General features: G+C 42.6%; 19 protein-coding genes. 1 reads left to right on the top strand and 18 read right to left on the bottom strand.

What is annotated here, in order from left to right; all coding sequences use genetic code 11:
- Positions 1-48: 48 nt before the first annotated feature.
- The 3 genes from M2273_RS05910 to M2273_RS05900 all read right to left on the bottom strand — a co-directional run bounded on the left by M2273_RS05910 (position 49) and on the right by M2273_RS05900 (position 3958).
- The gene (locus M2273_RS05910) at positions 49-228 is read right to left on the bottom strand and encodes a histone H1 (protein WP_090652322.1); all 180 of its coding nucleotides are present in this window, start codon (positions 226-228) and stop codon (positions 49-51) included.
- Between the two features lie 309 nt (positions 229-537).
- Positions 538-1971: a glycoside hydrolase family 125 protein gene (locus tag M2273_RS05905; protein WP_429394205.1), complete on the bottom strand. Its 1434-nt coding sequence runs from the start codon at positions 1969-1971 to the stop codon at positions 538-540.
- A 250-nt stretch (positions 1972-2221) separates the two neighbouring features.
- Positions 2222-3958 carry a phospho-sugar mutase gene (locus M2273_RS05900; protein ID WP_429394202.1) on the bottom strand — a complete coding sequence of 579 codons (1737 nt, stop codon included), beginning with the start codon at positions 3956-3958 and terminating at the stop codon, positions 2222-2224.
- 312 nt (positions 3959-4270) lie between these two features.
- On the opposite strand from M2273_RS05900, the gene M2273_RS05895 reads away from it, so the two are divergent.
- Positions 4271-4753, top strand: coding sequence for a hypothetical protein (locus M2273_RS05895; protein ID WP_429394199.1), 483 nt, complete (start codon positions 4271-4273; stop codon positions 4751-4753).
- Positions 4754-4806: 53 nt separating this feature from the next.
- Here the strand turns inward: M2273_RS05895 and M2273_RS05890 are convergent, their stop codons facing one another.
- The 15 genes from M2273_RS05890 to mraZ all read right to left on the bottom strand — a co-directional run bounded on the left by M2273_RS05890 (position 4807) and on the right by mraZ (position 22721).
- Positions 4807-6051 (bottom strand): aminotransferase class I/II-fold pyridoxal phosphate-dependent enzyme, encoded by a 1245-nt coding sequence (locus M2273_RS05890; protein WP_429394196.1) that lies wholly within the window; start codon positions 6049-6051, stop codon positions 4807-4809.
- A gap of 241 nt (positions 6052-6292) precedes the next feature.
- Positions 6293-7888, bottom strand: a complete 1596-nt coding sequence (gene ftsZ, locus M2273_RS05885) for a cell division protein FtsZ (protein WP_429394193.1) — start codon at positions 7886-7888, stop codon at positions 6293-6295.
- A gap of 240 nt (positions 7889-8128) precedes the next feature.
- Entirely contained in the window at positions 8129-9472 is a 1344-nt protein-coding gene (ftsA, locus tag M2273_RS05880; protein ID WP_429394190.1) for a cell division protein FtsA, read from the bottom strand.
- 4 nt (positions 9473-9476) lie between these two features.
- Positions 9477-10343, bottom strand: a complete 867-nt coding sequence (locus M2273_RS05875) for a cell division protein FtsQ/DivIB (protein ID WP_429394187.1) — start codon at positions 10341-10343, stop codon at positions 9477-9479.
- Positions 10336-11694 (bottom strand): UDP-N-acetylmuramate--L-alanine ligase, encoded by a 1359-nt coding sequence (murC, locus tag M2273_RS05870; protein ID WP_429394184.1) that lies wholly within the window; start codon positions 11692-11694, stop codon positions 10336-10338. The genes M2273_RS05875 and murC overlap by 8 nt, the downstream gene beginning before the upstream one ends.
- Positions 11695-11748: 54 nt before the next feature.
- Positions 11749-12921, bottom strand: coding sequence for an undecaprenyldiphospho-muramoylpentapeptide beta-N-acetylglucosaminyltransferase (murG, locus tag M2273_RS05865; protein WP_429394181.1), 1173 nt, complete (start codon positions 12919-12921; stop codon positions 11749-11751).
- 60 nt (positions 12922-12981) lie between these two features.
- Positions 12982-14127 (bottom strand): FtsW/RodA/SpoVE family cell cycle protein, encoded by a 1146-nt coding sequence (locus M2273_RS05860; protein WP_429394178.1) that lies wholly within the window; start codon positions 14125-14127, stop codon positions 12982-12984.
- Between the two features lie 51 nt (positions 14128-14178).
- Positions 14179-14520, bottom strand: coding sequence for a four helix bundle protein (locus M2273_RS05855; RefSeq protein WP_429394176.1), 342 nt, complete (start codon positions 14518-14520; stop codon positions 14179-14181).
- Between the two features lie 52 nt (positions 14521-14572).
- Positions 14573-15958, bottom strand: a complete 1386-nt coding sequence (gene murD / locus M2273_RS05850) for a UDP-N-acetylmuramoyl-L-alanine--D-glutamate ligase (RefSeq protein ID WP_429394173.1) — start codon at positions 15956-15958, stop codon at positions 14573-14575.
- A 78-nt stretch (positions 15959-16036) separates the two neighbouring features.
- Positions 16037-17278, bottom strand: a complete 1242-nt coding sequence (mraY, locus tag M2273_RS05845) for a phospho-N-acetylmuramoyl-pentapeptide-transferase (RefSeq protein WP_429394171.1) — start codon at positions 17276-17278, stop codon at positions 16037-16039.
- A 112-nt stretch (positions 17279-17390) separates the two neighbouring features.
- Positions 17391-18851: a UDP-N-acetylmuramoyl-L-alanyl-D-glutamate--2,6-diaminopimelate ligase gene (locus M2273_RS05840; protein ID WP_429394169.1), complete on the bottom strand. Its 1461-nt coding sequence runs from the start codon at positions 18849-18851 to the stop codon at positions 17391-17393.
- Positions 18848-20962: a penicillin-binding protein gene (locus M2273_RS05835; RefSeq protein WP_429394167.1), complete on the bottom strand. Its 2115-nt coding sequence runs from the start codon at positions 20960-20962 to the stop codon at positions 18848-18850. The genes M2273_RS05840 and M2273_RS05835 overlap by 4 nt, the downstream gene beginning before the upstream one ends.
- On the bottom strand, positions 20952-21365 hold the full coding sequence (locus M2273_RS05830; protein ID WP_429394164.1) for an FtsL-like putative cell division protein: 414 nt from the start codon (positions 21363-21365) through the stop codon (positions 20952-20954). Before M2273_RS05830 ends, M2273_RS05835 begins: the two co-directional genes overlap by 11 nt.
- Positions 21362-22264: a 16S rRNA (cytosine(1402)-N(4))-methyltransferase RsmH gene (rsmH, locus tag M2273_RS05825; RefSeq protein WP_429394161.1), complete on the bottom strand. Its 903-nt coding sequence runs from the start codon at positions 22262-22264 to the stop codon at positions 21362-21364. Before rsmH ends, M2273_RS05830 begins: the two co-directional genes overlap by 4 nt.
- A complete protein-coding gene (gene mraZ, locus M2273_RS05820) occupies positions 22257-22721 on the bottom strand; it encodes a division/cell wall cluster transcriptional repressor MraZ (RefSeq protein ID WP_429394158.1) in 465 nt (154 codons plus the stop codon). Before mraZ ends, rsmH begins: the two co-directional genes overlap by 8 nt.
- Between the last annotated feature and the right edge of the window lie 157 nt (positions 22722-22878).

Raw genomic sequence — 22878 nt, 5'->3', positions numbered from 1 at the left:
AAAAATAACCGGGTTTTTTATTGGAATAAGATTATCAAAAAATCTTCCTTAGCTTTCTTTATTTTTCGCCTCCTGGACTTCCAAACGGATAGCCTGTGCCAGGTTTTTAAGATCTTGCATACCTTTACGAACACGGGTTCCGGCAGCGCTGTTTCCTTTGTTGTAGAATTTGTCGGCGTCAGCTTCCAAAGATGCTACGAGCTCTTTTACTTCAGTAAATTTTTTCATTTAATTACTCCTTTTAAAATTATTAAGGTTTATTGTTTTAATTAAAGCTAATCTATAATGTTTTTTTTTAATTAAAAATTTTTGAAGCAAAAAAATACTGCCTTTAAAGTGCTTTTTTTCCACATTTTATAGTGATAATATAATATTTACGCTACTATATATTATATTAAAAACACAAAGACTTAAAATATTGTATATTATATTTAATTAATAATTATAATATACAATAAATAGACATAGAAAATAATATTTTATATGTTTTAAACCAAGAAAACAGATATTTTAACACTATTCATATATTAAAACCTATTAAATGATTTTTTGCAATATATCAGGGTAGTGCTGATGTGTTTTTATGATCAGTTCGCCAAATAAAGTATTGGCCCAGGCAAACCATTTACGTGTAAAATCGGCAGCATTATCCTTATTAAACGACTCATGCATAAAACCCGTACCGGCATGTGTGGTTTTTAATAATCTAAGGCACTCCGTAATCTCGGCCTTATTGCTTGATGTCAGCCCGCGCATAATAATAGCCATAGGCCATATATAACCGATGCCTACGTGCGGGCCACCAATACCTTCGGCCACTTTACCTTTAAAAAAGTATGGGTTAGCTTCGCTTAAAACAAACTTGCGGGTATTTTGATACAATACATCAGTTACCGGTAATGAGTCAAGATAAGGCAATGCCAGTAAACTCGGCACGTTTGAGTCGTCCATAAAAAGCTGGTTGCCGTAGCCATCAACTTCAAAGGCTAATATTTTGCCATACTCGGGGTGTTGTGCCACCGCGTATTTTTTAAGAGCGGCATCAACCTCGGCAGCAAGGGCCTTACAGGCTGCAGCTGTAGTAGTATCATTACCAATAGTGGCATACATTTCGGCCATTTGATTAAGGCTGGTAACCGCAAAGTAATTTGACGGTATCAGGAATGGATAAATAGTCGCATCATCTGACGGGCGGAATATGGAGCAGATCAATCCAACTGGCTTAACAGGGTTACCGTATCCTTTGTTAGGTGCCGTATCGCTGGCCACCTCTGTTTTCCTTTGAAAATGGTAAGGCCCTTTATCCGTTTTGCGCTGCTGTTCCTTAAAGGTGCTTAAAATGATCTTGCCTGCCTTTTGCCAGCTATCATCAAAAAAGCTGGTATCGCCACTAATTTTCCAGTAGTTGTACGCCAACCTTACTGGGTAACACAAGGAGTCTATCTCCCATTTGCGTTCATGCAATTCGGGTTTCATATCGGTGCGGTCGGTATCCCACTCGCTGCCTGTTGGCCCCTGATTAAAGGCGTTGGCATACGGATCTATCTGTACACATTTGGCCTGGCGGCTCAATACCCCCTGGATCAGCTTTTTAAGTGCCGGGTCAGTTTTTATGAGGGGCAGGTACGGCCAAACCTGTGCAGATGAATCGCGCATCCACATAGCGTTGATATCACCCGTAATTACAAAAGTGTCGGGTTTACCGCCGGCTTCTGAATAGTTTACTGTAGTATCAAGCGTATTAGGATAGCAATTTTCAAACAGCCAGGCCAGTTCAGGATCTTTAATATCCTTTTTAACTTTTTGTATAATAGCCTCAACCGCTTTGCTGGTAAATTTACGATCGGCCAGTTTTGGTCTTTGACTTTCAAAGGCAGGCAAACTGCTGGCAAACAATGACGGTGTAACACCAAGGGTCAGTCCCGCGGTTGCAATTCCGTTCAGTTTTATAAAATGTCTTCTGGTAAGCATAAAGATTTTTTAATGGTGGCTGTAAAAATATAAAAGCCATTGGTTATCCGAAAGATATTAAATTTTATTTTAAAAGGTTTTAGCAGGCCCGGCTTGTCATGCTGAACTTGTTTCAGCATCCCACATGCAAAGTATACAGCATATCTATGACTGTCCTGAGAGATCCTGAAACAAGTTCAGGATGACAACGGGTATCAACATAAAAGGCGCTTCAAATTAAGCGCCTTTTATGTTTATTCTTGGAGAGAAATTAAACCCCCAGATCCTGCATAATCGAATCAATTTTTGCTTCCAGTTGCTGATCGGTTTCTTTATAGGCCTCCTTATTAGCCAGCTTTCCGTTCACGCTGCAATAAAATTTAATCTTAGGCTCAGTACCCGACGGACGGGCAGAAATAATGCTTCCATCTTCGGTTATAAATTGCAACACATCAGATGTTGGCAGTTCTATAGCTTTGGTAGTATTGGTATTCAGATCGGTTTCTACACGCTTTTCGTAATCCTTTAGCGTAATAACCTTTGATCCGCCAAGGGTAGCCGGCGGGTTGGTCCTGAATTTTTCCATCATGGCTTTGATCTCTTCGGCACCGGTTTTTCCTTTTTTAGTAATGGAGATCAGTTTTTCTTTGTAGAAACCATACTGAACGTAAGTATCAATAAGGGCCTCAAACAAGCTGCTTCCCTTATCTTTATAGTAAGCGGTCATTTCGGCAATAAAGGCACTCGAAACCACGGCATCTTTATCACGTACCAGCTCACCTACCAGGTAACCATAGCTTTCTTCGCCGCCACCAATAAACGTTTGCTTACCCTGCAACTGGGTCATCAGCTCGCCAATATACTTGAAACCGGTAAGGGTATTATAATAGGTAACGTTTTTGGCCTTGGCTATCGCCTCGATCAGGTTTGAAGTTACAATGGTCTTAACAATATACTCCTTACCGGTAAGTTTGCCCTTATCCTGCCATGCAGTAAGCAGGTAATTGATAAGCATGCTGCCGGTTTGGTTACCGTTTAGCAGTATAAATTCATTCTCGGTATTTTTAACAGCGATGCCCACACGGTCAGCATCCGGATCGGTTGCCAGTACCAGGTCGGCATCCACCTCCTGCGCTTTTTTCAGGGCCAGTGTTAAAGCTTCCTTTTCTTCGGGATTTGGATACACTACTGTTGGGAAATTACCATCAGGTGTGGTTTGCTCATCAACCAGGATCACGTTTTCAAAACCAAATAGTTCCAGTGCTTTTGGCGTAAGGGTAATCCCTGTTCCGTGAATTGGCGAGTAAACAATTTTAAGATCCTTTTGTCTTTTGATAGCTTCGGGAGATACCGAAAGTTTGGTGATCTCGGCCAGGTACAGCTCGTCTATATCCTTACCTATTACTTCAATATTTTCGTCAACACGGTTAAACTTCACATCGTCAATGCTGCTAATGGCCGCCACTTCGTCCATTACAGCCTTATCATGTGGCGCAACAAACTGACCACCGTCATCACCATAGGCCTTATAACCATTATACTCTTTTGGATTGTGCGATGCGGTAAGCATCACTCCGCTTTTGCAACCCAGGTGGCGCACGGCGAATGAAAGCTCTGGAGTAGGGCGTAAGGCTTCAAAGTAATATACATGAATACCATTTGCCGAAAAAACCTCGGCAGTGGTGGTGGCTAAAAAATCGGCGTTGTTACGGCTATCATGCGCTATAGCTACTTTAATCTTTTCGCCTGGGTAGGTTTTCTTCAGGTAATTTGCCAAACCCTGGGTAGCTGTGCCAATAGTATATTTATTAACACGATTTGAACCAGGCCCCATAATACCACGGAGGCCGCCGGTTCCAAATTCAAGATCCCTGTAAAACGAATCGGTTAACTCAGTATAAGCTTTATCATCAAGTAATTTTTGAATTTGCTGCTTAACATCAGCATCGTAGTTGCCTTGAAGCCACGTGTTTACTTTCTGTAGAACGGAGGGGTCTAATTCTTGCATGTGTATTATATTAATGAATGAATTGTTAAAGTCTGCTTGATAACAAATATGGTAATAAAAAGTGTGAGCGCAATTGAACAATAAAATATTCTGATGATTTTTTAAACCTAAAACGGATAGGTTAGCCGGTTTATATCTGGCCGAATCAGCCTTCATTCATTTGCCATATAAAAGAAGCGTTCGGATGTTCGCTTTTTTGCGTGCATACCCCTCCCCGAACAGGGTTAATCCGCGCGTCATTGCGAGGGTATGTTATTGGGGATTTTCTGCAGATAAATAATTATATTTAATTACCTTTCATAAACCTAAGCCATGAAGAAATTTGCGTTCCTGTTTCTTGTATTTTCATCATGTATCGAGCCCCCTAAAAAACATGATTCAATTGGTGTTAATCCAACCCAAAAAGCAGCTATGATTGCGCAGGTCTGCATCGATTCAATGTATAACGCGTATTTAGTAAATATGTCTCGGGCATATCCATATCATATCACGAAAGTGGTGCTGGAAAAATCAAAATATTTTGATAATGATCAAAAATTTCATTGGGGCAAGCACCCTGTCAGCTACAAATTTGTACCCGATAGCCTGAAGAATAAGCCATATGAATATGATACCTTTTCAAATATCGAAATGCCGTACATTCTGAAAGCAGATAGTATAGCTGGTTATGATCTTAATAAAGCGTATGTAAGAATGCTAATGACAGGCATTGGGTCACAAATTGAATTCTATCTGTCACATGAAAATAACCACTGGATTATCAGGAAAACGATTGGGATGGACTATAAGGAATAAAAGAAAGGCCCCAATAAATTGAGGCCTTTTTATCAATATGCAGTATATAGCAATTACGCTATTTCCAGTTTGTCTTCTTTATAGTAACCAGATTTTAGTTTTTCTGCCATTTCGCTATATGCATCCAGCGTACGTTGTACATCTTCTAAAGAATGTGCCGCAGTTGGTATTAACCGAAGTACAATGAGGCCTTTAGGAATAACCGGATATATTACGATAGAACAGAATATGCCATAATTTTCGCGCAGGTCGCGGGTTAAGCTGGTAGCCTCATACAGGTCGCCTTTTAAAAACACAGGGGTAACCATACTATTGCTCACACCCAAATCAAAACCTCGTTCTTTTAAACCTTTTTGCAATGTGGTAGCAATTAACCAAAGTTTTTCGCGCAACTCAGGTTTTGATTTTAATAGTTCGAAACGTTTTTTCAGCCCTATTACCATTGGCATAGGCAAAGCCTTTGCAAATGTTTGCGAACGCATATTATAACGCAGAAAATGAACTATCTGTTCATCGGCAGCTACAAACGCGCCAATCCCTGCCATTGATTTAGCGAAAGTACCAAAGTACACATCAACCCCATCAACACAATCCTGCTCTTCATGTGTACCAGCACCTGTTTTACCCATAGTACCAAAACCATGTGCATCATCAACCAGTAAACGGAAATCAAATTTCTTTTTAAGTTCAACAATCTCTTTCAGCTTACCCTGTACACCCGACATACCGAAAACGCCTTCGGTGATCAGCAATATGCCGCCGCCGGTTTGCTCGGCCAAACGGGTTGCGCGTTCCAGTTGTTTTTCGCAGCTTTCCAGGTCGTTATGCTGATAAACAAAGCGTTTACCCATATGCAAACGTACACCATCAATGATACAAGCATGTGATTCGGCATCATATACTATCACATCGTTCCTGTCAACCAGCGCATCAATGATAGATACCATACCCTGGTAACCATAGTTTAATAAAAAAGCAGCTTGTTTACCAACAAAAGCGGCCAGGTTGTTTTCCAGTTCTTCGTGATGTTTGGAGTTACCTGACATCATACGAGCACCCATGGGGTAAGCCATTCCATAATCGGCAGCGGCCTGGGCATCAGCTTCCCTTACTTCGGGATGATTGGCAAGGCCCAGGTAATTATTCAGACTCCAGATCAAATGCTCTTTGCCATTGAACTCCATGTGCGGCCCAATCTCCCCTTCCAGTTTAGGAAATGAAAAATAACCATGTGACCATTTTTGATGCTGCCCGATAGGGCCGCCCAAGCTTTTTGTTATTTTATCAAATAGATCCAAAATCGTATGCTTTTTTAGATAGTTATAAAAATACAAATATAGCCGTTTGAACTGCTTGCTACAATAGCTATAACTTTTTAGAATAGGTTATAACTAAGTATCCAGTATCAAGTAGTTAGTATCAAGACTTTAATGCCAATTCAAGTTGTGAATGCTCTTAACTACAAAAGCCATTATAAAAATTGTGGTTCTTTATAATGGCTTTTCAATTATCCTGATACTTGATACTAATTACTTGATACTAATCAGCGTTATCGTGTAAAAACGAATTGTTTTTACGAATCTCGGTATTGCCTTCGTTATCAGGAATCAGGCTAAACCTCGAGATCTGACTTTCGTCAGACTGCGGGGTTTCCTGCAGTGCTATTTCTTTACGTTTATAGGCCGGTACATTTTCCAGCTCCTGTATGTTACCGCTACGCAGTTTCATGCTCAGGTCTTTGAGGCGCATGATACGCTCGCGCGATTTTTTAAGTTGCTCCTCAATTGATTCGTTTGTTTTATGATCATCGGCTCCAACCACAGGCTCAGGTTCAGGCTGCGGCTTAGGTTCAGGCATCCTTTCTTCCTTAACAGGTGTGTATGATTCCGGCTCGCTCATTTTAAAGGTAAAGCCTGCAGTATCCGGTTCATTTTCCTCCTCAGCGTCCTCTTCGGCCAGGTTATACCTCATTACCACCTCTTCTTTTTCATCTGGGCGGGCAAACATATCAAATAAGCCGGTTTGTTTTGGCTCGTCTTTTTGTTTGATGTAGGGCTCGGCAGTAGCGTTGGCCTTTACCGGGTTAATAAATTCATTTACTGGTTTTACCAAAGGTTTAGCCTCGGGCTCCAGCATAGATATGATCTTCTTATTGTTATTCTCTTTCTCACGCTCATCCTTGGTTTGGAAACCGGTTGCTATAATAGTTACCGATAATTGCTCGCCCAGGTTATCATCCACGCAATTACCCCAAATCAGGTCGGCAGCCAAACCGGCCTCTTCCTGTATATAGTCGGTAATGATGCTTACTTCATCCATGGTTACCTCTTTAAGGCCTGAGCTGATGTTAAGTAAGATGTATCGTGCACCTTCAATTTCGTTATCCTTTAACAATGGCGATGATAAAGCACCCTCTACAGCCTTTAAAGCGCGGTTCTCGCCTTCGGCGGTTGAGCTGCCCATGATGGATACGCCGCTGTCTTTCATCACCGTGCGCACATCCTTAAAGTCAACGTTGATATAACCAGGTAAGGTTATAATCTCGGCTATGCCTTTAGCTGCTGTTGTTAATATATCATCGGCCTGCGCAAATGCAGAGCTCATGGTTAAGTTCCCGAATATTTGGCGTAACCTGTCATTTGATATCACCAGGAACGAATCGACATATTTTTTCAATTCTTCTAAACCGGCATCAGCCTGCATTTTACGGCGTTTACCCTCAAATGAAAATGGCGTAGTTATAATACCTACGGTTAGTATATCCATTTCACGCGCCGCTTTGGCTATGATGGGGCTGGCGCCTGTACCGGTACCACCACCCATGCCTGCTGTAATGAACAGCATTTTGGTATTAACACCCAGCATTTGCTTAATATCGTCGATATTTTCAATAGCTGAGTTTTTGCCCACCTCGGGTATTGAACCGGCACCCATTCCTTCAGTAAGGCTGGCGCCCAGCTGTACCTTGTTAGGTATAGGACTTAGCTCCAATGCCTGGGCATCAGTGTTGCAAATTATAAAGTCAACACCGGTGATTCCCGACCTGTACATATGGTTTACCGCGTTACCGCCGCCACCGCCAACACCAATTACTTTGATGATTGACGATTTTTCTTTTAACATCTCAAACTGCATAATCTTCGTTTTCAGCTATATGTGATCCAACCAATATTTAGATTTTACCATCGTAATAATAGGACTTTTTCCACAAAGGTTTTCCACAATTGTCAATAATGTGGAAAAGTTGATTTTTGTGAATAATTATTCTCCTTTTGGTATCAAGTAGTTAGTATCATGTATCAAGATTTTGGAAAGCTGCATAAAATTTGCTCTGTCGTGATACTTGATACTAACTACTTGATACTAATTAAAAAACTATTTCAAAAAGTCCTCGTCATTAATATCGTCTTTAATAAATGTGATACTCTTTTTCAGCAACCTGTCAAACAAACCACCTTCTTTAGTTTTGGGTTCGTATTTGGGTTTCTCTGTTTTTGCTTCGGCATTGCTTGCCGCATTCATGTACTCCGTTTTCTGGATACCTTTTATCAACAAGCCTATACCTGTAGCAAAAGTTGGGCTTTGCAGCTCCTCATAAATGTTTTTAGGCAGCACTTCATTTTTAGCCAAATGCTCTGTTGGGTAACCTACGCGGCAATCCAAACCGGTAACAAACTCAACCAGCTGGCGCAGGTGTTTAAGCTGCGCACCACCACCCGTAATAACTATACCGGCTATCAGTTTTTTCTCGTAACCCGATGATTTGATCTCATAATACACATGCTCTACAATCTCTTCCATACGGGCCTGAATTACATAAGCCAGGTTTTTTACCGAGATCTCCTTTGGCTCGCGGCCACGTAAACCGGGCACACAAACAATCTCGTTCTCTTTATTCTCATCAGCCAGGGCCGATCCAAAACGCACCTTCAGTTGCTCGGCAATGTTGCGCATTACTGAACAGCCTTCGCGGATATCCTCGGTTACGCTGTTTCCTCCAAACGGGATCACCGCAGTATGGCGTATAATACCCTCATGGAAAATGGCCACATCTGTAGTACCACCACCAATATCAACCAATGCCACCCCCGCTTCTTTCTCTTCCTCGCTCAATACCGACTCTGACGAAGCCAGCGGCTCCAGTATAAGGTCCTGACTATCCAAACTGGCTTTGTTTACACATTTCACAATATTTTTGATAGCCGTAACCTGGCCCGATATGATATGGAAATTGGCCTCAAGCCTTACGCCTGCCATACCAATAGGATCTTTAATACCCGGCTCGTTATCAACCGTAAACTCCTGCGGCAGCACATGGATAATCTCTTCGCCTGGAGGCATCACCAGGTTATACATATCTTCAATCAGTTTATCAATGTCCTTACGACCAATTTCTGATTGCAGATCGCGACGGGTTATTAAACCGCGGTGCTGCAGGCTTTTAATGTGCTGCCCCGCGATACCCACAAACACTACCTTTATATCTACATTTGATTGTGCGCCGGCCACATCAACCGCCTGGGTTATACCCTGCACTGTTTTATCAATATTTGATACCATACCACGGGTAACACCCGCAGATTCGGCCTTGCCAATTCCTAATACCTCAATCTTCCCGTTCTTGCTCCTGCGACCAACAATGGCGCATATTTTAGTAGTCCCGATATCCAATCCTACTACAATTGGCGAACTTTTTTCTTGTGTTGAGCTTTTGTCCATATTCCTAATTAATTTGAGATGTGTCCTTTTTCATTTTAGCAGAGTCGGGTTTAAGGCTTGCAGCTTTACTTGCCCTGATCGAATCTGCCTTCATATTTTCATTTTTAATACCAACCACCTGGCCAGAGTATTTAACATTGATCATGCTGTATTTATCCCAGCCCACCCGTGGCAGCACTTCTTTATAAAATGCCAGCAGGTTGGTAAATTTTACCTGCAGCGAATCGGCATTACCTATCAGTATCCTTTGATTGCCCACACGTGGTATCAGCTCAATTTCACGGTCTTTATTTACATACAGTTGTGCTATCTGCGCATCCCATAATGAGTCTTTACGTATAAAATCGGCCGTAAAGAACAGGTCTTTGGCCAGTTTGGTATGCAACGAGTCGACATGGTTAGTGAACAGCTCGTCAATAAACCCATTTGCAACCAATACCCTTGCCGTAAAATTTGGCGACAATGGAATTTTTAAGCCATGCTGGTCAACGTAAAAATCCATATCATAATGGTTCATGATACGCAGTATAGGCTGGCGCTGGCTTATTTCAACCCTTAAAACGCCATTCATTTCGGTATAAACCTTAGCAAACTCAATAAATGGGTTTGCTCTTAATTTGTTTTCCAGTTCCTGGATGTTAATTTTTTCCAGTTTGCGGCCTATCAGCGTATGGCTGCTGGTTTGCAATATCTGGTCAACCTCTTCCTTGTCAATAAAATACTGGCTGCCCGGTATATTAACTTTTACAGCCGTACAAATAACCGCGGCTTTTTTAATTTCGATGAAACTCATGAGCGCTATGAGGCCACCCAGGCAAATTACCCAGGCAAAGCCAACAAGCAGGCGCTTCCAAATGAGTTTCTTATTCATGATTTAATATCTCCTTTAAAGGGTGAACCAATGTGTCAATATCCCCGGCACCTACGGTAAGCAGCAATTCGGGTTTTTCATGCGCCACCGCATACAATGCTTCCTGTTTACTCAACTTTCGTTTGTTTTGCAGCTGCATTCTGTTTAATAGCATGTCTGACGTTACGCCTTCAATAGGCAACTCACGCGCCGGGTAAATATCCAGCAGGATAAGCTCATCAACCATATCCAGCACTTCGGCAAAGCCATCGGCAAAGTCGCGGGTGCGGGTGTACAAATGCGGCTGAAAAATGATGGTCAGCTTTTTATCAGGGTACAGTCTTTTTATGGATGATATGCAAGCCCTTAATTCCTCGGGGTGATGAGCGTAATCATCAATATAAATATGCTGTGGTGTTTTTACAATGTACTCAAACCTGCGCTTAACCCCTCTGAAAGATCCCAGCGCGCTTTTAATAGCATCTGTACTCACATTAAGCCTTAAAACCGCCTCGATGGCAGCCACAGCGTTCTCTACATTATGTGTACCTGCAATACCCATTTTTATGTTGGGGATAGTTACATCGGCATTTACAAAATCAAAATAAAAGTCGCCATCTGCTATGCGTACGTTTGCGGCATGGGCATCGGCATGGGTATCATCAATGGCGTAAGTATAGCCGGTATCAAGCGGCAAGCCATTTTTATGAACCAGTGTACCACCGGTTTTTATCTGCGAAGCAAACAGTTTAAATGATTCAGTTAAGTGTGCATGATCGCCATAAATATCAAGGTGGTCGGCATCCATCGAAGTGATGATGGCCACATCAGGGTACAGGGTCAGGAACGAACGGTCGTACTCATCGGCTTCAACCACCATTACATTACTTTTGCCGTACAGCACATTGCTTTGGTAATTAGATGATATGCCACCCAAAAACGCGGAGCAATCATTGCCCGAATCTTTCAGCAAATGCGCCACCATGGTTGAGGTGGTAGTTTTACCATGTGTACCGGCAACGGCTATAGTAAAGGAGCTTTTACTGATCAACCCTAAAACCTGCGAGCGTTTAAACAGCTCAAAACCCTTATTTTTAAAATAATTCAATATGACCGAATCCTTTGGTACGGCCGGTGTATAAATAATAAGTGTATCGTCGCAAGGCTGTTGAAAGCTCATAGGGATCCACTCTGCCTTGTCGTCAAAAACAATTTGTATGCCTTCGTTATGCAGGTCGTTGGTCAGATCGGTCGAGGTTTTATCATAACCGCAAACAATACAACCCAAATGATGGAAATATCGGGCAAGGCCGCTCATCCCGATGCCGCCTATACCTATCAGGTAAACCCTTTGTATGTTGCGTAGTTCCATTTCTTTTGTTTTAAAAAAGGCCCTCCCCTTTTGGGGAGAAGGAGGACCATAATTTTAATTGTTGTTTATTGTTAGCTTTAATAATTCACGGGCAATAACCTCATCGGCATTGGGCATAGCCATTTTACCAATATTAGTACCCAGTTTCTTTTGCAGATCTCTGTCGTCTAAAAGTTCAATTGCCCGGTCAACCAGTTTTGTTTCGGCATTCCTGTCGGCCAAAAATATTGCCGCATCCTCTTGCACCAGGGCCAGTGCGTTCTTGGTCTGGTGATCTTCAGCCACATTTGGCGACGGCACCAGGATCACCGGTTTTTTAACCATGCACAGCTCGGCAATGGTACCGGCACCGGCTCTTGATATAATGATATCGGCAGCGGCATAAGCCAGATCCATACGGGATAAAAACTCCCTAATCTTCACATCAGGGTGGTAATCCTCTCCAAGTTTTTCAATGATCTGCTTATAGTAAAACTTGCCGGTTTGCCAGATGATCTGAATATCAGCAGCTATCAGCTTATCCAATCCTGCCGTTATACTATTGTTTAATGTGCGTGCACCCAGACTGCCCCCTGTTATTAGTATAGTTTTCTTAAATGCCGATAACTTGAACAATTCAAGTGCCTGCATGTGCTTACCTGCAACATTCACCGCGTCCTTACGGATGGGGTTACCAGTTTTGATGATCTTACCGGCAGGAAAAAACTTTTCCATACCATCAAAAGCCACACATATTTTTTTGGCGTTTTTACCCAGCCATTTATTGGTGATACCCGCATAAGAGTTTTGCTCCTGTATGAGGTATGGTATATTTTTTAACGATGCAGCGTACAACAGCGGCCCGGAGGCATAACCACCCACACCAACCGCGGCATCGGGTTTAAAATCTTTAATAATTTTAAGCGCCCTGCGAACACTGTTTACAAGCTTAACCGGGAACATCACGTTTTTCCAGATAGAATTACGTTGTATGCCCTGTATATCCAGACCGATGATCTTATATCCGGCTGCCGGGACCTTCTCCATCTCCATCCGCCCGTTAGCCCCTACAAACAATATCTCAATAGCCGGATCAATATTTTTTAAAGCATTGGCAATAGCAATAGCCGGGAAGATATGTCCTCCTGTTCCGCCACCGCTTATGATAATGCGCAGCGGTCGCCCCCCAGCCCCCTGAAGAGGGAGTTTTTGATTGGCGTCACTCACATTATTGCTTTCTTTTTTCATTGTTTTAATTCCTTGTTTCTATATACACTATAGTTCCCCCTTCAGGGGGTTAGGGGGCTATTACGCCGTCCTGATCTCTCCTACTACCACTTTCCTGGGCTCCTCAATATCACGGCTTACCGATAATATGATGCCAAACGCTACACTTGTAAATAAAATTGATGTACCCCCCATACTCACAAACGGTAACGGCACCCCTGTTACCGGGCCTAAACCTACCGCTACGGCCATATTTGCAAAAGCTTGTATGGTTAAGCTAAAACTTAAACCGCAAGCCAGTAATGCCCCGAAAGCCTTTGGGGCTTTCGTCACAATTTTTATACACCTGTATAGTAAAAACAGGTAAATGCCTATTAAGGCAAAGCCTCCTGCCAATCCATACTCCTCAATGATAATGGCGTATATCTCGTCGGAGTATGACTCGGGCAGGTAATTTCTTTCGGTACTGTTACCAGGGCCTTTGCCAAAAAAGCCTCCGCTGGCAATGGCTATCTTAGCATGGTCAGACTGGAATGACTTATCAGCCTTGGCCAACTCGGGGTGTAAAAACACATTCACCCGCGAAACATAGGTGTGCCTGCGCGGCCCCAAAAAGATAACGCCCATTAACAATATCAATCCGGCCCCGCAAACCACTGCTATTTGCTTAATGCTGATACGCCCTATAATGAGCAGCAAAATACTTACCCCAAACAGCATCAGCGCTGTTGACAAGTTAGCCAGAGCTATCAAAATAAACACCAAACAAACAGAGCCCATGATAGGCAAAAAGGATTCTTTTACATCCTTTATATTTTCCTGCTTGCGCGATAGCGTACGTGCCAGGTAAGTGATCAGTGCCAGCTTGGCCAGATCCGATGTTTGGAAACTGAGGCCTATTACCGGGATATTGATCCACCGGCTGGCATTGTTGATGTGGCTACCAAATATCAATGTATATAATAACAATGGTATGGTAACTATCATCATGATCTTTGAAATACCCGCGTAATAACGGTAATCGAGCTTATGCGAAATATACATGAGCGCAATGCCCCCAACAACCATAGCCAGGTGTTTCATCAGGATCGACTCGACCCCAACCCCTCTTTTATAGGCCAGCGTACCTGTTGAACTGTATACAGCCAATAGAGATATAACAGAAAGCAATATGACTATAAGCCATATCCAGCGGTCGCCTTTTGTATTACTGAGTATCCTATGCATATAATTAATGTATGTGCAGATATGCTAATGTGCAGATGTGCAAATATTTTTTTAATGTGTTGATGAAATTATTTTTCCTAATACTTTTATTATTGATTTTATATAATCGTACAGTTCCTCTTCGAATGGGTAATTTTCTGCATGCTTGCATAGCATTAACCAATATTCTGTTTCCTGCGCTTCTTTGTATGCTATTTTACATTTGTGCCTAAAATCAATTTTACTTTCTGCCCCTTGTGCTTCTCTAATATTGGCTCCTATTGATGTACCGCTTCTAAATAGTTGATTAGCCAGATTAAATCTTCTTTGAGACTCAAGCACTTCCGTAAATGCTATAATCTTTAAAGAAAAGTTGAAGGTTAAATCAACAATCAAATTCGGCTTTTCATTCATTAACATTCATCTTTTAATCCGCACATCTGCATATTTGCACATCTAAACATTTTCATAATTCCCTTACCGCTGCTTTAAATTGGTTGCCGCGGTCTTCATAGTTTTTAAACAGATCAAAACTTGCACAAGCGGGAGATAACAATACAGTATCGCCTTTTGTGGCCAGGTGAAATGCCACCTGCGCTGCTTCCTGTGCCGATCCTGTATTTACAATCACTTCCACATCATCTTCAAAGGCATCATGGATCCGTTTATTGTCCTTTCCCAAACAAACAATAGCTTTAACCTTTTGCTTTACCAATTCTTTAAGCATACCATAATCATTGCCTTTATCAACACCGCCCAGGATCAGTACCACATCAGTGGTCATGCTCTCTAAAGCGTACCAGGTTGAGTTAACGTTGGTGGCTTTTGAATCATTAATGAAACTAATGCCTGATATTTTACCAACCGACTCCAGCCTGTGCTCGATGTTTTTAAAGTTACCCATGCTCTCCCTCATCGATTCGTTGCGCAATTCGAGCACCTTTGCTACAATACCTGATGCCATGGAGTTGTAAATGTTGTGCTTACCCTGCAGGGCCAGTTCTTTAATTGACATTTGAAAATGTTCTTGTTGTATGTTTATGACAATATTGTCGTTTTTGAGATATGCTCCCGGTTCAATCTTTTTTTCTATTGAAAATGGTAATCGCTGCGCTTCAAAACTGCGCCCGGTCATACCTTTTATGGTTTCCGGGTCATCGGCACAATAAATAAAATAATTGGCCGCTGTTTGATTTTGCGTAACGCGGAATTTTGATGCCGCGTAGTTTTCCAGCTTGTAATCGTACCTGTCTAAATGGTCAGGCGTAATATTAAGCAAAACAGCAATGTCTACCTTAAACCGGTACATGTCATCCAACATAAAGCTGCTTAGCTCCAACACATAATATTCAAATTTTTCGGTGGCTACCTGGTAGGCAAAGCTTTTTCCAATGTTACCCGCCAGACCCACATTTAAACCCGCATTTTTAAGAATGTGGTAAGTTAAACTCGTGGTAGTGGTTTTACCGTTTGAACCGGTTATACCTATAATTTTGGCATTGCAATACCTGCCTGCAAATTCAATTTCGGATATAACAGGAACACCTTTTTCTTTTAATTTTTTTATAACGGGGGCCTTTTCAGGGATCCCCGGACTTTTAATCACTTCAACCGCGCTTAATATTTCGGCTTCGGTATGTTGATTTTCCTCAAAGCGGATATTCCAGTCCTGCAGTTGTTTTTTATAGTTGCCCGCAATAGCCCCAAAATCCGAAACAAAAACATCATACCCCTGCTGTTGGGCAAGGTATGCCGCACCCACACCGCTTTCGCCGGCGCCAAGCACAACAATAGCCCCCCCCGCCCCCTGAAGGGGGTGCTTTTGATTGGGTATGTTTTTATTCTCGTTCATTCCTTTATTGTCCTTATTCTTTTATCTTGATTCTAATCTCCTGCTTCTTTCCCTCCCCCTTTAGGGGGTCGGGGGGCTTTATCTCAGCTTCAATGTTATTATCGTTATAATAGCCAGCAAAATCCCGATGATCCAAAAGCGGGTTACGATTTTTGCCTCGTGGAAACCTTTTTTTTGGTAATGGTGATGCAATGGCGCCATTAAAAATATCCTCCGGCCTTCGCCCGAGCGTTTCTTGGTGTATTTAAACCAGCCTACCTGCATTATAACCGATATATTTTCTATCAAAAACACACCGCATAATACCGGCAGCAATAATTCTTTACGTATCATAATGGCAAAAACCGCTATGATACCGCCTATGGCCAAACTTCCTGTATCGCCCATAAATACCTGGGCCGGGTAGGAATTGTACCATAAAAAACCCACACAGGCCCCTACAAATGCTCCCGCAAAAACCACCAGCTCGCCTGAGTTTGGTATAAACATGATGTTCAGGTAATCGGCCATGGCAATGTTACCCGATACATAAGCCAGTATGGCCAGTGTGATACCTATAATTGCTGATGTACCTGTAGCCAGTCCATCAATACCGTCGGTAATATTAGCCCCGTTTGAAATAAAGGTGATGATCACGATAGCAAAAAACAGAAATACTACTAATGCATATTGCTCATATCCTGTACCTAAAAATTTAAGCACCTTGGCATAATCAAACTCGTTATTTTTATAAAAAGGCATAGTGGTTTTTGTTGAATGCACATCCTGGGTGTAAACCGGAACATTCCTTTTCATGTGAAACTCCACAGGTGCATCAATTTTAACCGGCAACTTTACTTCCTGTCTGATCACGATATCGGTATTGAAATACATGGTCCACCCAATAATGAGCGAAAGCCCTACCTGGCCTATGATCTTGAACTTGCCCGCTAATCCTTCTTTATTTTTTCTGAATACTTTGATATAATCATCTAAAAAGCCAATAGCACCCAACCATATAGTGGTGATCAGCATCAGGATAATGTACACATTGCTTAGCTTGGCAAACAGTAGCGTAGGTACCAGTATACCTAGTAAAATGATGATACCCCCCATTGTAGGTGTACCTGATTTTTGCATTTGCCCTTCCAGGCCCAAATTCCTTACCGTTTCGCCAACTTGTTTAAAACGCAGGTAATCAATTAAGCGGCGACCATAAACTGTGGTGATAACCAGCGATGTTATTACAGCCAAAGCCGTACGGAAAGTGATATACTGAAATACCCCCGACCCCGGAATACTGTAATTTTTATTTAGATATGTAAATAAATAGTATAACATTCTTTACTGATTGATGAGCAGGTTTATATTCTGTTTGAACCTTGATTTGCCCGATTAAAGGATTTCCTTGATTCTGGTGATTTTTTAATTCTGTAAATTCTGATTCAGACAACTAATTCATTTCTTTAAATTGGTTCTCTAACTCTTCCATATCATCAAAGTGATTTTTCACTCCGTTTATTTCCTGGTATTTTTCGTGACCTTTACCGGCTATTAATATAATATCGCCGGGCTGAGCAAGCATACAGGCTGTTTTAATAGCTTCACGCCTATCTACAATACTTACAGCATGCCGTTTAAAGGCCGGATCGATACCCACTTCCATATCTTTTATGATCTGGGCAGGATCTTCCGAGCGTGGGTTATCAGACGTAAGTATTACCTTATCGCTCCACTCGCTGGCTACGCGTGCCATTACAGGGCGTTTGGTTTTATCCCTGTCGCCGCCACAGCCAATTACGCTTATTACCTTTTCGTTACCCTTGCGAATGTCATGAATGGTGCTTAATACATTTTGCACCGCATCAGGTGTGTGGGCATAATCAACTATACCTATCACCTTGTTTGGTGCTACTATGTATTCAAAACGACCTTCGGCACCGGTTAACTTACTCAGGCTGGTTAATACTTTTGCCTTATCCTGATCAAGCAGCATGGCGGTAGCATAAACAGCCAGTAAGTTATAAGCGTTAAAGGTGCCTACCATTTTAAACCATACCTCTTCGTTATCAATTTGCAGGAGCAGGCCGCCAAACTGGTTTTCCAGGATACGGGCCTTATAGTCGGCCATAGTTTTAAGTCCGTATGACTTTTTGTGGGCCTGTGTATTTTGCAACATTACATTACCGTTCTTGTCATCGCTATTGGTAAGCGCGAAGGCATTTTTGGGCAAGCCATCAAAAAACGCCTTTTTGGCCTTCAGGTAACTATCAAATGTTTTATGATAATCTAAATGATCATGTGTAAGGTTAGTGAATATGCCGCCCGAAAAATTCAGGTTAGCAATACGGTGCTGTGCAATCGCGTGTGAGCTTACCTCCATAAAGCAGTAGTCGCAGCCCTGGGCCACCATATCATCAAGCAGGCGGTTAAGCTCAATCGAATCGGGTGTGGTATGGGTTGATGGGATCACCTGGCCATTGATCTGATTTTCAACAGTTGACAGCAAGCCGCATTTATAACCCAGATCACGAAACAGCTGGTAAAGTAAAGTAGCTACCGTGGTTTTGCCATTGGTACCTGTTACCCCTACCAATTTTAACTGTGCCGATGGGTTATCATAAAAATTAGCGGCAACAATGCTTAGCGCTTTACCAGAGTCGGCAACCATTAAAAAATCAACCTCGGCGGCTGTACGTGCGGGCAACTCTTCGCAAATGATAGCAATGGCACCTTTCTTAATGGCCTGCTCAATATAATCATGGCCATCAACCAGGGTGCCTTTCACAGCAACAAACAATGACCCGGCAATTACCTGCCGCGAATCAAATGTTACAGAAGTAATTTCCACATCGGCACTTCCCTGTAATTCAGTGAAGGCCAGTCCATCCAATATATCACTTAAATACTTCATTCCAGTTCAATTGTTATGCGTGAACCCTTTGGTATTAAGCTGCCGCCAGTAACCGATTGTGTGGTTACTACGCCGCTGCCGCGTACCGTTACTTTATAACCCGCATTGCCCAATACATACAAGGCATCACTAAGGCCCATTCCGGTTACTGCCGGTACGGCGCCGTTCTTATATCTTACTTCTTCAAAAGGAATACCGTTGCTGGTATCAACCCCATTGCCCTGTGCATTAGCCGATGCGTAAAGTGGCTTTACACCCAGTTTGGTATAAACCTGTTTTAATGCTTTTAAATTGCCCTGTTTTACTTTTGGCATGCTTGTATTGCCCACCAGGTGGGTAGCCGGGTTTTGGTTTATCTCCATATCGTTGGCATAAACCCTGTCGGCCACTTCTCTAAAAACCGGACCGGCAACTTTTGCCGCCAGGTAATCGCCTTTGGTTGGATGATTAATCACCACGATCATGGAATATTTAGGATGATCTGCCGGGAAGTAACCGCAGAACGAAGCCTGATATATTTTATTGGCAGTATAGCCTTTTCTTCCGTCGGCAACCTGGGCTGTACCGGTTTTACCCGCTACGCTATACAACTTGTTTTTGATCACGTTTTTACCGGTACCATTAAGTACTACGCCTTCCAGCATACCCTTTATCTTCCCCAGTGTAACATCAGAACATACCTGTTCATTAATAACCCGTGCCTGAAATTGCTCAATTGGGTTACCCAGGCGGCGTATCTCGCGCACAAATATGGGAGCAATCAATTTACCGTTGTTGGCTACCGAATTATAGAAGGCCAGCATTTGCAGCGGCGTTAAATTCATTTCATAACCATAAGCCATTTCGGGCAGGGTATAATTCTTGTTCCAACTGCGGTTTGACGGATTTTTGATGACCGGTCTGCCTTCGCCAGGAATTTGCAGGCGCAGTTTTTCATTTAAATGATAACTGTAAAGCTTGTTGATATACTCCCATGGGTTACCACTATAGTATTTTGTAACCAATTTAGCCGCCGCCACGTTTGATGATTCTTCGAAAGCGCGTTTAACGCTCATCTCATAATTATCATGCTCGGTATCGGTAATAGTTGGCCCTTTGGGGAATTTATATTTACCACCTTCGGCATTTATTATGGTACTGGTATCTATTTTATGCTGATCAAGCAAAGTCATGTACGATGCCAGTTTAAAGGTTGAACCCGGGTCAATAGCGTTACTGATAGCGTAGTTCATTTTTTCCTGGTAATCACCATCCTTTGAACGGGTAAAGTTGGCAATAGCCCTAACCTCGCCGGTAGCCACTTCCATCAACACTACGCAACCATGGTCGGCCTCGCTTTTTACCAGTTGTTTTTTCAAAGCATCCTGTGCCACATCCTGAAAGTTCACATTGATGGTTGATATGATATCGGCCCCATCCTTTGCGGCTATCTCATCCTCATCATTATTTACCGGCATCCAGGTGCCACCGGGAATGCGCTGCATTAAACGCCTGCCATTTTCTCCGTTTATATATGACGAATAGGCCCCTTCAAGGCCTACCGCATTTTTAACATTCTGGTTTTTATAACCAATGGTACGGGCCGCTAATGAATGAAAAGGCAGTATGCGCTTATTTTGTTGCAGTACTATTAAACAGTTTTTGGTTTTTCTTTTTTTGAATATCGGGAACTCGCGGATCTTCTTTAATTCCTGGTAGCTTACCCTGCGTCGCAGGAGCTGGTACCGCGAACCTTCCTTACGTGCATCGCGCAGGATCCTAGAGTATTCCCGGGTTGATCTGTCGCCATACATTTTTGACAAGTTTGCAGCCAGTACATCAACATTATCATTAAAAACGCTGTCATCGGCAATGCCACCTGCCAGCATATCCATGTGCAGCTCGTACTCAGGTACCGATGTAGCCAACAGGCTGCCATCTACAGAAAAAATATTGCCCCTGGCTGCCTCTACATCCCGGTATTGTGCCGACATGCTTACTGCCATGGCTTTCCATTTTTTGCCCTGTACAAACTGTACCCGGCACAACTGTACCACTACAGCAAACGCAAATAACAATATCAACCCGAAAGCGATATACACCCGCAGCAGAATGTTGGTTCTAATTCCCATCCTGATCTTCCTCCTTTACTGTTATCTTTTGCGGCGGCTCCACTGATTGCCTTACCCCAAGGGTATCAGCACGTTTGGCCACCTCGGTTAACGTACTTTTAAAAGCCATTTCGGCTTTGGCGGTTTTATAATCCCAGCCGCGCTCTTTTACTTCTTTAGTTATATTATCAATGTCACGTATCGTTTTTTCGGCCAGGTGCATGTTGCCAATGTATATCATGCCCAATAAGGCCACATACATTACAAACGGCAATGCGCTGGTGGCCTTTTCAGTACTGAGAATACCCTTTGAAAAAAGCTGTGTAAAAAAATTATCCGAGATTTCCTTTGCAGGTTTTTCCTCAACGATAAGATTTTCTTCCGCTTCATCCTCCTGAATTTCTGTACGCAAACGATTGGTCATTTTTTTACAGCTATCCTTAATTTAGCGCTCCGTGCTCTGTTATTATTCTTTATTTCATCTTCCGATGCAGTTATAGCTCCCCGGCTTACTGCAGCAAACGGTTTATTATCATTGCCATACAAATCTTTCTCCACCTCGCCGCTGAACTTGCCCTTGGCTATAAAATTCTTCACCAGCCTGTCTTCCAGCGAATGGTATGACATTACCACCAGCCTGCCACCAACAGCCAATACCTCGGCCGACTGGATCAAAAATTCCTTTAAGGCCTCCAGTTCCTGGTTAACCTCAATGCGCAAAGCCTGGAACACTTGTGCCAGGTATTTATTTTCCTTACCCCGTGGTATCCGGTTACTAATCGCATTTTTCAGATCGGCGATGGTCACTATCGGCGCATTTAAACGCGCAGTAACAATAGTTTCGGCCAGCGATTTGGCGTTTTGTATCTCGCCGTAAACACCAAAAATGCGGTGCAGTTCGGCAGCGGTATAATTATTTACCACATCCTTAGCCGTAAGCTCACCCAACTGGTTCATCCTCATATCCAGCTCGGCATCAAACCGAATGGAGAACCCACGCTCGGCCTGGTCAAACTGGTATGATGAAACACCCAGATCGGCCAGAATGCCGTCAGCCGGAATAGCGCCATGCAAGCGACTAAAATTTTTGAGGTACCTGAAGTTCTGATCTACAAAAACAAAACGCTCATCATCAATTAAATTTTGCTGCGCATCGGCATCCTGATCAAAGGCCAGCAGGGTTCCGCCCTCACCCAAACGTTTCAATATCTCGCGCGAATGGCCGCCACCACCAAAAGTTACGTCCACATAAGTGCCGTCCTTTTTAATGTCAAGGCCTTCCATGCATTCCTGCAGCATTACCGGTGTATGATACTCACTCATCTTCCCTCCTTGTTTTGTTACCCATTACCCTTTGCGCCAAAGCGCTAAAGTTTTCTGGTTCATTATCAAACGCAGCCTTGTGCGCGGCCGCATCCCAAACTTCAATTTTATTTAACTGGCAAGCCAGCACCACATCAGATTTTATGCCCGCATACTCCAGCAAAAACTTTGGCAACAACACCCTGCCGGCCGCATCAAGCGAAAGTTCAGTGGCCCCGCGGGTAAAATATCTTATAAAATCTATATTATCTTGTTCGTATTCGTTAAGTTTGCTTAGTTCATCAAGTCTTTTGTCCCATTCCTTTTTAGTATAAATAACCAGGTAGTTTTTGAATCCACGATTGATCACAAGCCCCTCACTTTCAGCTTCAGGAAGCTTTTTTTTGAGCCCAGCAGGTATCATCATCCTTGATTTAGGATCCAGTTTACATTCAAATTCACCGGTTAAATGAGACATTTTCAGACTATGGCATAATTTAATAGGTAAAAGTAAATTACTTTTACCACTTTCTACCACTTTTTACCACCAAAAAGTTTTCAACATTTTTGGTGGATGTTTTTGCTATATCAATAAAAGCAAAAAGCCGGCTGGCGACTGTAGGTGTGAGTCGCGT

Origin of the sequence: Mucilaginibacter lappiensis (assembly GCF_050433765.1) — a bacterium.
Lineage (GTDB): Bacteria > Bacteroidota > Bacteroidia > Sphingobacteriales > Sphingobacteriaceae > Mucilaginibacter > Mucilaginibacter lappiensis_A.
Note: the sequence above shows the minus strand (reverse complement) of the source record. Positions and strands in the feature narration are given on the sequence as shown.

Bases quoted from the DNA above. Each gene is read 5' to 3' on its own strand.
- M2273_RS05910 (WP_090652322.1), bottom strand. From the start codon at position 228: ATGAAAAAATTTACTGAAGTAAAAGAGCTCGTAGCATCTTTGGAAGCT.
- M2273_RS05905 (WP_429394205.1), bottom strand. From the start codon at position 1,971: ATGCTTACCAGAAGACATTTTATAAAACTGAACGGAATTGCAACCGCG.
- M2273_RS05900 (WP_429394202.1), bottom strand. From the start codon at position 3,958: ATGCAAGAATTAGACCCCTCCGTTCTACAGAAAGTAAACACGTGGCTT.
- M2273_RS05895 (WP_429394199.1), top strand. From the start codon at position 4,271: ATGAAGAAATTTGCGTTCCTGTTTCTTGTATTTTCATCATGTATCGAG.
- ftsZ (WP_429394193.1), bottom strand. From the start codon at position 7,888: ATGCAGTTTGAGATGTTAAAAGAAAAATCGTCAATCATCAAAGTAATT.
- ftsA (WP_429394190.1), bottom strand. From the start codon at position 9,472: ATGGACAAAAGCTCAACACAAGAAAAAAGTTCGCCAATTGTAGTAGGA.
- M2273_RS05875 (WP_429394187.1), bottom strand. From the start codon at position 10,343: ATGAATAAGAAACTCATTTGGAAGCGCCTGCTTGTTGGCTTTGCCTGG.
- murC (WP_429394184.1), bottom strand. From the start codon at position 11,694: ATGGAACTACGCAACATACAAAGGGTTTACCTGATAGGTATAGGCGGC.
- murG (WP_429394181.1), bottom strand. From the start codon at position 12,921: ATGAAAAAAGAAAGCAATAATGTGAGTGACGCCAATCAAAAACTCCCT.
- M2273_RS05860 (WP_429394178.1), bottom strand. From the start codon at position 14,127: ATGCATAGGATACTCAGTAATACAAAAGGCGACCGCTGGATATGGCTT.
- M2273_RS05855 (WP_429394176.1), bottom strand. From the start codon at position 14,520: ATGAATGAAAAGCCGAATTTGATTGTTGATTTAACCTTCAACTTTTCT.
- murD (WP_429394173.1), bottom strand. From the start codon at position 15,958: ATGAACGAGAATAAAAACATACCCAATCAAAAGCACCCCCTTCAGGGG.
- mraY (WP_429394171.1), bottom strand. From the start codon at position 17,278: ATGTTATACTATTTATTTACATATCTAAATAAAAATTACAGTATTCCG.
- M2273_RS05840 (WP_429394169.1), bottom strand. From the start codon at position 18,851: ATGAAGTATTTAAGTGATATATTGGATGGACTGGCCTTCACTGAATTA.
- M2273_RS05835 (WP_429394167.1), bottom strand. From the start codon at position 20,962: ATGGGAATTAGAACCAACATTCTGCTGCGGGTGTATATCGCTTTCGGG.
- M2273_RS05830 (WP_429394164.1), bottom strand. From the start codon at position 21,365: ATGACCAATCGTTTGCGTACAGAAATTCAGGAGGATGAAGCGGAAGAA.
- rsmH (WP_429394161.1), bottom strand. From the start codon at position 22,264: ATGAGTGAGTATCATACACCGGTAATGCTGCAGGAATGCATGGAAGGC.
- mraZ (WP_429394158.1), bottom strand. From the start codon at position 22,721: ATGTCTCATTTAACCGGTGAATTTGAATGTAAACTGGATCCTAAATCA.